This window comes from Streptomyces flavidovirens DSM 40150 (assembly GCF_000429085.1).
Classification (GTDB): domain Bacteria; phylum Actinomycetota; class Actinomycetes; order Streptomycetales; family Streptomycetaceae; genus Streptomyces; species Streptomyces flavidovirens.
This window is the reverse complement of sequence record NZ_AUBE01000021.1, coordinates 77,695-90,498: the sequence shown is the minus strand read 5'-3', so window position 1 is coordinate 90,498 and position 12,804 is coordinate 77,695. Positions and strand designations below refer to the sequence as shown.

Annotated in this window: 11 protein-coding genes and 1 pseudogene; 3 read left to right on the top strand and 9 right to left on the bottom strand. The window is 72.9% G+C overall.

Annotated elements, in window-relative coordinates:
- Nucleotides 1–33: 33 nt before the first annotated feature.
- Nucleotides 34–567 carry a diaminobutyrate acetyltransferase gene (gene ectA, locus G412_RS0123945; protein WP_078607305.1) on the bottom strand — a complete coding sequence of 178 codons (534 nt, stop codon included), beginning with the start codon at nucleotides 565–567 and terminating at the stop codon, nucleotides 34–36.
- 301 nt (nucleotides 568–868) lie between these two features.
- Nucleotides 869–1,975, bottom strand: a complete 1,107-nt coding sequence (locus G412_RS0123940) for a pyridoxal-phosphate-dependent aminotransferase family protein (RefSeq protein ID WP_028814306.1) — start codon at nucleotides 1,973–1,975, stop codon at nucleotides 869–871.
- 76 nt (nucleotides 1,976–2,051) lie between these two features.
- Between G412_RS0123940 and G412_RS0123935 the strand changes: the two genes are divergently transcribed.
- Together G412_RS0123935 and G412_RS0123930 are read left to right on the top strand one after the other, a co-directional pair.
- Nucleotides 2,052–3,146 (top strand): amidohydrolase family protein, encoded by a 1,095-nt coding sequence (locus G412_RS0123935; protein ID WP_028814305.1) that lies wholly within the window; start codon nucleotides 2,052–2,054, stop codon nucleotides 3,144–3,146.
- A 217-nt stretch (nucleotides 3,147–3,363) separates the two neighbouring features.
- On the top strand, nucleotides 3,364–4,299 hold the full coding sequence (locus G412_RS0123930; protein ID WP_244283198.1) for an SCO1860 family LAETG-anchored protein: 936 nt from the start codon (nucleotides 3,364–3,366) through the stop codon (nucleotides 4,297–4,299).
- 84 nt (nucleotides 4,300–4,383) lie between these two features.
- Here G412_RS0123930 and G412_RS0123925 read toward each other — a convergent pair whose 3' ends face one another.
- The 7 genes and pseudogenes from G412_RS0123925 to cobM form a co-directional block, all read right to left on the bottom strand.
- Nucleotides 4,384–4,968, bottom strand: coding sequence for an isochorismatase family protein (locus G412_RS0123925; RefSeq protein ID WP_028814303.1), 585 nt, complete (start codon nucleotides 4,966–4,968; stop codon nucleotides 4,384–4,386).
- A gap of 82 nt (nucleotides 4,969–5,050) precedes the next feature.
- Nucleotides 5,051–6,109, bottom strand: coding sequence for an Rv2231c family histidinol phosphate aminotransferase CobC (gene cobC, locus G412_RS0123920; protein ID WP_028814302.1), 1,059 nt, complete (start codon nucleotides 6,107–6,109; stop codon nucleotides 5,051–5,053).
- Entirely contained in the window at nucleotides 6,093–7,001 is a 909-nt protein-coding gene (locus G412_RS0123915) for a sirohydrochlorin chelatase (RefSeq protein WP_028814301.1), read from the bottom strand. The genes cobC and G412_RS0123915 overlap by 17 nt, the downstream gene beginning before the upstream one ends.
- Nucleotides 6,998–7,600 (bottom strand): precorrin-8X methylmutase, encoded by a 603-nt coding sequence (locus tag G412_RS0123910; RefSeq protein ID WP_028814300.1) that lies wholly within the window; start codon nucleotides 7,598–7,600, stop codon nucleotides 6,998–7,000. The genes G412_RS0123915 and G412_RS0123910 overlap by 4 nt, the downstream gene beginning before the upstream one ends.
- Nucleotides 7,600–9,783, bottom strand: a complete 2,184-nt coding sequence (cobJ, locus tag G412_RS38430; RefSeq protein WP_078607303.1) for a precorrin-3B C(17)-methyltransferase — start codon at nucleotides 9,781–9,783, stop codon at nucleotides 7,600–7,602. The genes G412_RS0123910 and cobJ overlap by 1 nt, the downstream gene beginning before the upstream one ends.
- Nucleotides 9,780–11,057, bottom strand: a complete 1,278-nt coding sequence (locus G412_RS0123900; protein WP_028814299.1) for a bifunctional cobalt-precorrin-7 (C(5))-methyltransferase/cobalt-precorrin-6B (C(15))-methyltransferase — start codon at nucleotides 11,055–11,057, stop codon at nucleotides 9,780–9,782. The genes cobJ and G412_RS0123900 overlap by 4 nt, the downstream gene beginning before the upstream one ends.
- 77 nt (nucleotides 11,058–11,134) lie before the next feature.
- Nucleotides 11,135–11,935 (bottom strand): annotated as a pseudogene (gene cobM / locus G412_RS35700) (precorrin-4 C(11)-methyltransferase); the annotation flags it as partial.
- Nucleotides 11,936–12,080: 145 nt separating this feature from the next.
- Between cobM and G412_RS0123890 the strand changes: the two are divergent.
- On the top strand, nucleotides 12,081–12,803 hold the full coding sequence (locus tag G412_RS0123890) for a ZIP family metal transporter (protein WP_028814298.1): 723 nt from the start codon (nucleotides 12,081–12,083) through the stop codon (nucleotides 12,801–12,803).
- Nucleotide 12,804 lies beyond the last annotated feature (1 nt).

Here is a 12,804-nt window from a genome sequence, read left to right as displayed (position 1 = left end):
GGGGGAAGTATGGGGGGAAGGGGGGAGGGCTGCTCAGGAAGCGATCGGGCCGATGCGGTACAGCACCTCGGGCAGGTGGGTGCCCTCGGGGAACAGCCCGCCGTCGAAGAGCACTTCACGCTCGACGGACGCTCCGCGCCGCTCGGCGTACGAGGTGAACAGCCGGTTGGAGGCGGTGTTGTCCGGGGTCACGGTCGTCTCGATCGCCTTCACCCCCTGACGGGCGGCGACCCTCTCGCTCAGCGCCTCCAGGAGCGTGCCGGCCAGCCCCTGGCCGCGGTGGTCGTGGTCGACGGCGACCTGCCAGACGACGAGGGTGTCGGGGCGCTCGGGGCGTATGTAGCCCGTGATGAACGCGATCGGCTCACCGCCGGGACTGTCCCTGGCCACGACGGACGTCGCCGCGAAGTCGCGGCACCACAGCAGATAGCTGTACGAGGAGTTGAGGTCCAGGGCCTTGGAGTCGCGGGCAATGCGCCAGATCGCGGCTCCGTCCTCCACTCGCGGAGCTTCGATCTGCAGGAATTCGCTTCGGGCACGTGCAAGGTCTGCTGGTGCGGCGGTCATGCGGATGGAATTTACCGAGCAAATTCAAAAAGTGCATCGTCGGAAGGGGTTGGGTGAGGACGCGTTCTGTGTTATCGCGCGAGACCGCCCTTCACGCGAGCAGACTGCAAATCCGGGCGATTTGGCCGGAAATAACCGGGCAAATCGCCTTCGATGTGGAGTCGGTCACATGGTTGAAACCGGGTCGAGTTCCTGTTGAAACCTTGGCGTTTACGGTCGGAGATACGGGGCAGAAGAAAACGGGAAGCTGCACTGATAAAGCAGCTTCCCGTTATCCGTTAATTCACTGAATTCAAAGAACTTATGCGCTGGGCCAGGTTTCCGCCACAGCCTTTCGGGCAGCCTCGGAGTCGACCCGCAGACCCGATTCGCTCAGTGCCGCGCCCAGTGCGGCCAGCGACGACTGGACCACACCCCGTGTGGCATCGACACCGTAGTGATTGACCCGGATCATCTCTTTGGACAGCGCCCCGCCGCCCGCGATCAGCGGCAGCGACGGGTCGGCGGCGAGCGCCTTCGCGACGACCTGCGACGCGTCCACCCCGGCGGGGGTGCGCAGCGTCGTGGCGACCGGCGCGGCGTCCCGCGCCGCCTGGACGTACGGCTCCAGGCCCCCGCCCAGCGCGATCGCGCCCGCGCGGGTGGCCGAGGCGGCGGCCAGGTGCCTGGCCTCCACGGCGCCGAGCCCCTCCGCCTCGATACGCTCCAGACACGCCTCCAGCGCCAGCATCTCGAGCTGCGCGGGCGCGTGCAGCAGCGCCCTGCGCCCGCCGTCGATCCACCGCTCCTTCCAGTCCAGGAGGGAGAGGTACGAGCGGCGCGGGGCGGCGGGGTTCGCGGCGAACCGCTCCCAGGCCCGCTCGCTCACCGACACCGCGGAGACCCCGGCCGGCCCGCCCATCGCCTTCTGCGCCCCGATCACGCACAGGTCCACGCCCCACGCGTCCGGCAGCAGCGGCTCGGCGCCCACCGAAGCGACCGCGTCGAGCATGAAGAGGGCGCCGTGGGCCCGTACGACCTCGCCGATCTCCGCCACCGGGTTGGTGTTTCCGGTCGCGGCCTCCGCGTGCACCAGCGAGACGAAGTCGATCTCCGGGTGCTCGTCGAGCGCCTGCCCGATCTGCTCGGCGGTCACCGCCGTGTGGAACGGGACGGCGAGATCGAAGACGGCCGCGCCGCAGTCGCGCAGCCAGTTGCCGAAGGTCTGCCCGTACGGCCCGGTCACCACGTTCAGCGCGGCCGATCCCGGACGGGCGCCGCCGCGGATGCAGCCTTCGAGGGGAAGCAGCGCCTCACCCTGCATGATGACCACGTCCTGCTCGGTGGAGAGGAGGGCGGCGACCCGGCGTTCGATGGCCGCGAAGTGCGCGGCGGTCAGCGGGGCCAGGTCCAGAAGCGGGTGTGTCACGGCGGAGCTCTCTTCGATCTTCGGATGTTCGATCTCTCCCGGCCGAGCGTAACCGCCCCCTCGTAGAGTGCTGTACATGAGCGATCGCATGGTGCTGCGGGTGAAGGGGCGGGTGCTCGCCGGGCCCGACGACGTACGGGACGAGCTGTGGGCGGTGGACGGCAGGATCACGTACGAACGGCCCGTGGGCGTACGCGATGTGCCGGTCGTCCACGGCTGGGCGCTGCCCGGACTGGTCGACGCGCACTGCCATGTCGGACTCGACCGGCACGGCCCCGTCGACGAGGCCACCAGCGAGAAGCAGGCGCTCACCGACCGGGAGGCGGGCACGCTGCTGATCCGCGACGCCGGGTCGCCGTCCGACACCCGGTGGATCGACGACCGGGACGACCTGCCCAAGATCATCAGGGCGGGGCGGCACATCGCCCGTACCCGCCGCTACATCCGTAACTACGCCCACGAGATCGAGCCGGGCGACCTGGTCGCGTACGTCGCCCGCGAGGCGCGGCGCGGCGACGGCTGGGTCAAGCTCGTCGGCGACTGGCTCGACCGGGAGACCGGGGACCTGGGCGCGTGCTGGCCGCGCGGCGAGGTGGAGGCGGCCATCGCGCAGGCGCACCGGCTGGGCGCCCGGGTCACCGCGCACTGCTTCGCGGAGGAGTCGCTGCGCGACCTCGTCGAAGCGGGCATCGACTGCATCGAGCACGCCACGGGCCTGACCGAGGACACCATCCCGCTCTTCGCCGAGCGAGGTGTCGCGATCGTCCCCACCCTGGTCAACATCGCGACGTTCCCGCACCTCGCGGACGGCGGCGAGGCGAAGTTCCCCCGCTGGTCGGCGCACATGCGGGCCCTGCACGCGCGCCGTTACGACACGGTCCGCGCGGCGTACGACGCGGGCGTCCCGGTCTTCGTCGGTACAGATGCGGGCGGTTCGCTGGCCCACGGGCTGGTGGCGGACGAGGTCGCGGAGCTGGTGAAGGCGGGCATTCCCGCGATCGACGCCCTCTCGGCCACGGCATGGGGCGCGCGGCGGTGGCTCGGGCGCCCGCTGCTGGAGGAGGGCGCGCCTGCCGACCTGGTGGTGTACGACGAGGACCCGCGCGCGGACGTGCGCGTGCTCGCGGCACCGCGGTGGATCATCCTGAACGGCCGGATCGTGTCCGGCTGAGGGGAACGGGCGTGCGCGAGGGCCCCGCGAAATTCGAATGCGGGCTCGGAAACCCCACGAAGGAGTGAAGTCACCTCAGGTGGCTGACCGTTCACTCCAAGTGCGTAAGTATTCCTGTGTCTCAGCCGTCCCGGCGCCCACGTGTCCCGTGGAGTGCGCCGGGCGGCGCCGTGTCACTTGTGGGGGTTCCACCGCTTTGAACAGCACCTTCTTCAGCATGTCCGCACGCCGGCCCGCGGCCGCCATGGCTGCCTTCGCCCTGACCGCGGGCCCCGCCGCCGCTCTGCTCGTCGCCGCTCCGGCGGCGCACGCCACCGGGGGTGGCGGCGAGGGCAGGGCGAGCGCCGTCGTCCTGCGCACCGGGCTCGACATCTCGCTGCTCAACAAGACCGTCAATGTGCCGCTCACGACCACGCTCAACGAAGTGAACGCTCCGGGGAGCGCCGAAAAGACCGCACTCACGGTCCAGTTGGACGGCGTGGAGCAGGGCAACCCGGTCAGCGTCCTGCGCGCCGACGTGGCCACGGCGAAGGCGACGGCCGACGCGCACAAGGCCGAGGGGTACGTCAACCTCGCGCACGCCACTGTGCATGTGCCGGGGCTCCCGCTGCTCTCGCTCATCGAGGTCGAGAAGGTCACGTCGAAGGCGCTGTGCGAGGCGGGCAAGCAGCCGGTGGCCGAGTCGAACGTGCTCGGTGCGGTGACCGTGCTCGGGAAGAAGGTGACCCTGACGGCGGGCGGACCGACGCGGGTCGATGTGCCGGGGGTGGGCGTGGTGACGCTCGACCTGTCGCAGACGCACACCACGTCCCGTACGGCGGCTGCCACGGCCCTTGAGCTCAAGGTGTCGGTGAACCCGCTCAAACTGAACGTCGCCGAGGTCGACGGCACGGTCACGCTCGCCGGCGCCACCTGCGAGTCGCCGAAGGCGCCGCCGGTGAAGGACGAGCCGAACCAGCAGCCGCAGGACCCTTCGGCACCGGCAGCACCCGATGTGAAGCCCCAGACGGTGACGGCGCCGGAGGCGAACCTGGCGGAGACGGGCGGCAATGCGACCACCCCGTACCTCGCGGGCGGAGCGGCGCTGCTGCTGGCGTCGGGAGCCGCCGCACTGGCGGTGGCGAGGAGCCGCCGATCCCGTAACAGGGCCTGACGCCAAGGGGGCGAGGGTACGGACAAGCCCCCGCCGAAGCGCGGCCGGGCCCCGCTCGGCGGTTCGGCTGCGCGCCCGGGCGTCTCAGTGAGACCCCGAGGGCACGGCCGTGAACGTGACGTCCGCGGCGTGCGCGATGATCTCGGCGTCGCTGCCGAGAGCCCATTCGGCGACCCGTGAGACCGTGGCGGCCGGCACCCGATCGCTGATTCCGGGTGCCGCGGGGATGTCCTGCGTCGCGTGGGCGTCGTGCGGCAGGACGACCCGGTACCCCATCGCCAGGGCGGTACGGGCCGTGGCCTGGACGCACATCTCGGACATCACGCCGCAGATGGCGAGCGCCCGTACCCCCGAGTCGGTCAGCAGGCTTCCCAGCGACGTCCCGTCGAAGCCGTCGTCCTCGCTCTTGCGGATCACCACCTCGGTGGAGCCGGGCTCGACGGGGTGGTGGAGTTGCCAGCCGGGCGTATGGGGCTCGTCGTCCGCTCCGGCCGGCCCGTCGTTCTGGAGGTGGACGACGAGCGCCCCGCTCCTTCGCGCCCGTGCGATCAGGTCCGTCGTCCGGTCCACGAGCCGGGCCGCCTCGGGTACCGCCCCGTCACCGGAGACGAAGGCGGACTGAACGTCCACAACGATCAGGGCCTCTAGAGGTAACGCGCGCTCACTCATGCCGTCATCATCACCGTCGGCGCCGCGCACCTCCACAGGGTTTTCAACCGCCCCCCGTGCCCCCGCCGTCGCGGGCCCGGCCTCAGCGCCCGACCAGCGTCAGCGCCTGGTCCAGCGCCTGGAGGAAGCGGCCCGTCGTGGCACGGTCCCGTACGGCCAGGCGGAGCCACTGCGGCCCGAGGCCCGGGAAGGTGTCCCCGCGCCGCACCGCGAAGCCCAGGTGCCGCAGGCGTACCCGTACCTCGTCGGCGCGTTCCATCCGTACGAGGACGAAAGGACCCTCGGCGGCCTCCACTGCCCGTACCTCCTCGAACTCCGCGAGACCGGCCAGCAGATGAGCCCGGTCGGCGGCCACCTGGTGCGCGGCCCGCGTCGCCTCCGCGAGCGCCTGCGGCGCGACGCACGCCCGGGCGGCGGTCAGCGCCGGCGTCGACACCGGCCACAGCGGCTGCGCCCGCTCCAGCGCCGCGACCGTCTGCGGCCCGGCGAGGACGTACCCGATGCGCAGCCCGGCGAGACCCCACGTCTTGGTCAGACTCCGCAGCACCACCAGGCCGGGTATGTCCGTACGCCCCGCCAGCGCCTCCGGCTCGCCCGGCACCGCGTCCATGAACGCCTCGTCGACCACCAGCGTCCGTCCGGGACGAGCCAGCCGGGCGATGCTCTGCGCCGGGTGCAGCACGGACGTCGGGTTGGTCGGGTTGCCGATGACCACCAGGTCCGCGTCCTCGGGGACGTCCCCCGGCGCGAGCCGGAAGCCGTCCTCCTCCCGCAGCAGTACGCGGCCGACCTCGTGGCCCGCGTCACGCAGCGCCGCTTCCGGCTCCGTGAACTGCGGGTGTACGACGACGGGCCGCCGCACCGCGAGCGCGCGCGCGATCAGCACGAACGCCTCGGCCGCGCCTGCCGTCAGCAGGACCCGCTCCACCGGCAGCCCGTGCCGCTCCGCGACCGCCGCGCGCGCGGCCCGCCCGTCCGGGTAGGCCGCGAGGGTGTCCAGGGACGCGGCGATGCGGGCCTTGAGCCAGGCCGGGGGAGTGTCCGCCCGTACATTGACCGCGAGATCGGTGAGATCGCCCTCGCGTACCTCGGCGTCTCCGTGGTGCCGCAGATCGTGAGCGGCGTCAGTGGGCGTGGGCATGGCTGTCCGGGTGGTGGTGATGGTGGTGGTGCCCGTCGTCGTCGGGGTGGAAGTGCGGCTGCTGCGGCGCCCCCACCTTGTCCTCGAAGCCGGGCAGCGCGATGCGGTAGACGCAGGAGTCGCAGTTCATGCGCAGGTCGCCCTTGACGGCTTCCCGGTAGCGCTCCATCACGAGGTCCATCAACTCCTCGGTGGGGCCGATCACATCGGCCGAGGCCACCCCGGTCGCGGGGTTCGCGCCGGCCCAGTCCTGCGTCTGCTTCCGCACCCGGTCCGGCAGGATCCCGGTGAAGAGGAAGTACGGCAGGACGACGATGTGCTTCGCCCCGAGCTTCGTGCAGCGGTCGAGTCCGCTCGGCACGTCGGGCGCGGCGAGCGACACGAATGCGGTTTCCACACCCGCATACCCACGTCCCTCCCAGAACAGTCGTGCCGCCTTGTACACCTCGGCGTTGGCATCCGGGTCGGTCGAGCCCCGGCCCACGAGCAGCACGGTCACCTCGGACCGGTCCAGGTCACCGAGCACCTCGTCGACCCGCCGCTCCAGCACCGCCAGCAGACCCGGGTGCGGGCCGAGCGGACGGCCGTAGGTGTACGAGATGCCGGGGTGACGCTCCTTCTCACGGGTGAGCGCGGCCGGTATGTCGCCCTTGGCGTGACCGGCGGAGACCAGCATCAGGGGAACGGCCGCGAAGCGCGTGACCCCCCGCTCGACGAGACCGGAGACCGCGTCGCCGAGCGGCGGCGGGGACAGCTCGATGAAGCCGCCGGCGACGGGCAGTTCGGGGTGACGCCGGCCGAGTTCCTCGACGAAGTCGCGGAAGGCTCCGGCTCCGGCTTCGTCGCGGGTGCCGTGGCCGGCGATCAGCAGGGCGGGGGGCGCGGTGGTCACGCGTTCTCCTTGGTGAGGGGGGTGGGGGTGGTGACAGGGGTGTAGAGCAGGGCGTTCAGTGCGGCCGCCGCGACAGCCGAACCGCCCTTCTCCGAGACGTTGCTGACGGCCGGCAGCCCGCTCTCGCGCAGCGCCGCCTTGGACTCGGCCGCCCCGACGAAGCCGACGGGCAGGCCGATGACGAGCGCGGGTTCGGCGTCCAGGAGCAGCAGCTCCTCCAGCGCGGTGGGGGCGCACCCGATCACCCACAGGGCGCCGGGCCCCACCTGCTCGTACGCCAGCCTGATCGCGTGCGCGCTGCGGGTGAGTTCCGGGCCGGCCTTCGCTTCCTTCAGCCGGCACACGGTCTCGCGCCGGGTGATGCCCGCCGCGACCATCTCCACGTCGACGACGACCGGCGCGCCGGCGTGCAGCGCGGTGTGCGCGGCTTCGAGCGTGCGCTCGTCGCAGACCAGGTCGGTGGCGTACTCCAGATCCGCCGCGGAGTGGATGACCCGCTCCACGACGGCCCGCGTCAGCGGCGGAAAGTGCGACGTGTCGAGGCGGGAGCGCAGGCGCCGGAAGGACTCCTGCTCGATGGGGTGCACAACCCTCTGCATTACGAACCCTCCGTCTGCCAGCGGTAGCCGCGCGGCGTCACCATGCGGCCCGCGATCTCGCGGGCGGCGGTGTTGCCGACGACCACGACGGTCATCATGTCGACGGTCGCCGGATCGAGTGCGGCGATCGTGGTGAGACGGCTTGTTCCGTCCGGCCGGGAGGCGTTGCGTACGACACCGACGGGCGTCGTCGGCTCCCGGTGCTCCGCGAGGATCGACAGCGCCTTGGGGAGCTGCCAGTCGCGGCCCCGGCTACGGGGGTTGTAGAACGTGACGACGATGTCGGCCTCCGCGGCCGCCCGTACCCGCCGCTCGATGACCTCCCACGGCGTGTGCAGGTCGGAGAGGCTGATCGAGACGTGGTCGTGGCCGAGCGGCGCCCCCAGGATCGCGGCGGCGGCGAGGGCCGCGGTCACCCCCGGTACGCCGACGACGTCGATGTCGTCGCTCGCCTCCGCGAGGGCGGGCGACGCCATGGCGTACACGCCCGCGTCGCCCGACCCGATCAGCGCGACGGCGTGCCCGGCGCGGGCCTCGGCGACGGCGGTACGGGCCCGCTCCTCCTCGGCGCCGAGCCCCGACTCCAGGACGCGCGTCCCCGGCCGCAGCAGGTCCCGGATCTGGTCGACGTACTGGTCAAGCCCGACGAGCACCGACGCACGCCGGATCTCTTCCCTGGCCCGAGGCGTCAGCAGATCCCGCGCACCGGGCCCGAGCCCGACCACGGCGAGCCGCCCACGCGGTTCCTTGCGGACGACGGCACAGGTGGCCATCGCCGCACGCCCCGTTGCGGGGACGGACTTGCGCTTCGGCACGAGGAGTTCACCCCCGCCGACCAGCGCGGCGGCCTCCGCGACGGAGGGCGTCCCGACGGCGGCGAGAGGAGCCCCCGACGGATTGGGTACGTCGATACGGGCCAGCTCCTCGGCGGCGTACGTCCGCAGAGGCACCCCCAGCCGAGCGGCGGCCTCCACGATCCCGGCCTCGTCGGCCTTGGCGTCGACGGTCGCGAGCGCGGCGACGGAACGCGCCGAGAGCCCGGCATCCGCCAGCGTCTCCTCGACGAGCCCGAAGACCTCCTCCACGGAAGCGCCCTTGCTCGCCCCCACCCCGACCACGAGCGACGGCGGCCGCAGCACGACCTCCCGCTCCCCGAGGTCGAACACCCGGTCGCTGACGCGCACCACGGCGGGCACAACGTGCTCCCGCGCCCGGGCCGCCCCGGCAACAGACGCCTCGGCGACGACACCGGCCGCGACGGTGGCAGCCATGGCTCCGGGCAGCCCGCCCACGGGCACAGCGGCAACGGCGGCCGCCTCCGCCAGGCTGACGGCGGGCACCGCGTCACTGCCGACCTGCCCTGCTCGGCCGGCGCTTCCCGGACGGCCGTCGCCGTCGGTGGAGGCCCGCGCGTCGTCCGCACCGGGTACCTGGCCGTGACGCACGCCCGATCCCGGCCTGTCGACCGCACCCGCGGAGGCCGCCCGCGCATCGTCCACGCCCGGCGTCCCGCTGCCGCGCGGCAGCGGAGTCGGGCTCGCGTCCGCGCACGGTGTGCGGCTGTCGCCCGCAACCGGCGTCCGGCCGTCGCCCGGACCTGACGTCCGGCCGTCGCCCGCCGGGGACGCCTGCGTGTCGTCCGAGTTCCGCGCAGCGCCCGGCGTCGCGCCACCCGTCGTACCCGCCGGGGTGACATTCCCCGGCAGCGGCGGCAGCGGCCACACCGCGTCCGCCTCCAGCGTGACCGGGGCGCCGTCCAGGATCGCCCGCGTCACGGCCGCCGTCGCGCCTTCGACCGGCCAGCCCAGGGTGTCCAGGCCGGGGACGTCCGTGGCGTCCGTGGCTGTCGTGATCACCGGGGCGCAGCCCAGGACGTCCGACACCGCGAACGCCAGCGCGTTCGCGCCGCCGCCGTGGCCGCCGATCAGCGACACCGCGTGGCGCCGCGCCTCGTCGACGCACACGACACCCGGATCGGCCGCCTTGTCCCCGAGGAGCGGGGCGACCAGCCGTACCACCGCGCCCGTCGCGAGGAAGCACACCAACTGGTCGCACTCGGTGAAGGCGCGCCCGACCGCCTCCCGTACCGGGCCGTCGTACACCCGTGTACGTCCGGGCCAGGCCGCGGCCAGCCGGTCGCGGGCCACGGCGCCTGCCGCCGTGGCGGAGATGAGGCCGATCACTGAACTGCTCCTTCAATTGCCGGATCCGCGGGGCGATGTCCCCACAGCAGGAAGACTGGGTTGGCGGCGGCGAGCCGGGTCACGTCCCCGGGCAGCGGCGCGAGCCGCGACGACTGCAGCAGTACGCCCTCGGGTTCGAACCCGGCGGACGCCAGGGCCGCCCGTACCGCCGGCACCCGGTCCAGCGCCGCCAGCGCCACCACGACCGTGCGCCGGGCACTTCGCGCGCACGCCGCAACGATGGCGGGAAGTTCACGCCCGCCGCCGCCGACGAACACCGCGTCCGGCTCGGGCAGTTGGGACAGCACCGTCGGCGCGGCGCCGTGCACGGTCTGTACGTCGACCCCGTGCGCGGCGGCGTTCGCACGGATCCGCTCCACGCCGTCGCAGGTCTTCTCCACCGCGATCGCCGCCGCCCCCAGCCGCGCGCACTCCACAGCCATGGACCCCGACCCCGCCCCGATGTCCCACACCAGGTCGCCCGGGCGCGGGCCGAGCCGGGCGAGCGCCAGCGCCCGTACCTCGAACTTCGTGATCATCGAGTCGCGGTGCTCGAACGCGGCCTCCGGCAGCGCCCATTGGTCCGGGCCGGTGCCCCGCCCGGCGACCGTCCGCTGCGCCGGCGCGAGCGCCCGCGACTCGTCGAGGCATACGACGACGCTGACCGCCGCCGGCCAGTCGCGCGCCGCCGCCTCACCGGGGGACAGGCACTCGACGCTCTCGCCCCCGTCCGGATCGCCGAGCGCCGACGCGACGACGAGGGTGCGCGCGATGCCGGTACGGGCCAGCGCGGCACCCAGTTCGGCGGGCCCGGCGCCGGGCCCGGTCAGGACGGCCGTCTTCGGGTGCGCCCGGCACACGTTCACGGCCGTACGCAGCTCACGCCCGTGCGCGCTGACGACGACCGCGTCGTCCCACGGCAGCCCGAGCCGCGCGAAGGCGACGGCGACGGAGGGCGCCCCCGGCCGTACGTCCAGGGTGTCCGTACCGAACCGCTCCGCCAGCGCCCGTACGATGCCGAAAAATCCGGGATCGCCGGAGGCCAGCACCACAACTCCGGCGTCCGTGCCGCCCGTCGCCCGCTTGGCCAGGTGCTCCGCCACCGCGTTTAGCGCGGGCGCGAGCGGCCCCAGCACCACGCGGGCCGTGCCGTCGGGCAGCCCGGCGGCGTCCAGGTGGCGCCGCCCGCCGACGACGAGCCCGGCGGCGTCCAGCGCCGCACGGGCGTCGGGGCCGAGCGGGGCGCCCGTCCCCGTACCGACAACAGTGATCATGACCCGGACTTCTCCGCGCCCGCCTCGGCGCCCACCGTCGCGCCGGCCCCGGCGTCCGCCTCTGCGGACTTCCGCGCCGCGCGCAGGGCCGCCCGTGCCGTCCGGTCGGCCCGCCGGAACCCGTGGAAGTGACCGGGGTGGTAGAGGTGCGAGCGCGTACCGGAGGCGGAGAGCGCGGGCCCCACCAGGAAGAGCGTGTGCTTCCAGAGCTTGTGCTCCTTCACCGTCTCCTCCAGCGTGGCAATGGTGCAGCGCACCACCAACTCCTCGGGCCAGGTGACCTGGTACGCGATGACGACCGGCGTGTCCGTCGGGTAACCGCCCTCCAGCAGCTCCGCCGTCAGCTGCCCGGACCTGGCCGCCGACAGGAAGATGGCCATCGTCGTGCCGTGCCGCGCGAACTCCCGCACTTCCTCACCGGGCGGCATCGGCGTCTTCCCGCCGCCGAGCCGGGTCAGGATCACCGACTGCGCGACCTCGGGAATCGTCAGCTCGCGCTGCGCGATCGCGGCAACGGCCGAGAACGACGAGACGCCCGGCACGATCTCGACGTCCAGACCCAGCTCCGCGCACCGGTCGACCTGCTCCTGCGTGCCACCCCACAGCGCGGGGTCGCCGGAGTGCACGCGGGCCACCTTCAACCCGTCCCGCAGCGCCCGCTCGTACACCGCCACCACGTCCTCCAGGGACATCGCGGCGGAGTCCAGGATCTCGGCGCCCTCGCGCGCGTGTTCCAGGATCTCGGCCTGTACGAGGCTCGCCGCCCAGATCACGACATCGGCGTCGGCGATGGCGCGCGCGGCACGGAAGGTCAGCAGGTCGGCGGCGCCGGGGCCGGCGCCCACGAAGGTCACCTTGCCGGTGGGGGCATCGGCCATGAGTGGGGTCCTCTCGGGAAAAGCGGTGTCAGCGGTGAAGCAGGGGTGAAGCAGTGCTCATCAGCGGTGATCAGCGGTGATCAGCGGTAAATCGGTTTGGATCTTGGATGTGCGGAGCAGGGGGCGGATCGACTAGCAAGAGCACATGGCGGTGTTCGTCGCGCTCGGCGCGTTCCTCATGACGCTTCTCGGTGGCTGGGTGGCGCTGCGCGTCACCGACCGCCGCCACCTCGTGCTGGGCCTGGCGGGCGGGCTCATGCTCGGCGTCGTGGGCCTGGAACTGCTGCCGGAGGCACTGGAGGCCGCGGGCGAAGCCATTTTCGGCGTACCGCAGGCGCTTGTGCTGTTCGTCGGAGGCTTCCTGGTGGCCCACTTGGTGGAGCGCCTGCTCGCCGTACGCCGGGCGGCGCACGGCGCGAGCGAGGGCCGCGTACCTCAAGTCGGACTGACGGCGGCGGGCGCGATGGTCGGCCACAGCCTCATGGACGGCATCGCGATCGGCGCGGCCTTCCAGGTGGGCGAGGGCATGGGCACGACCGTCGCGCTCGCCGTCGTCACCCATGACTTCGCGGACGGATTCAACACGTACACGCTCACGAGCCTGTACGGGAACGCGCGCCGCAAGGCCGTGACGATGCTGTTCGCGGACGCGCTGGCCCCGGTGGCGGGCGCGGCGTCCACTGTGCTGTTCACCCTTCCGGAGGAACTTCTCGGCAGCTACCTGGGTTTCTTCGGCGGCGCCCTGCTCTACCTCGCGGCGGCCGAAATCCTGCCCGAGGCCCACCACGAACACCCCGCCCGCTCCACGCTGCTGTGCACGGTCGCGGGGGTGGCCTTCATCTGGGTGATGGTGGGCGTCGCGGGCTGAT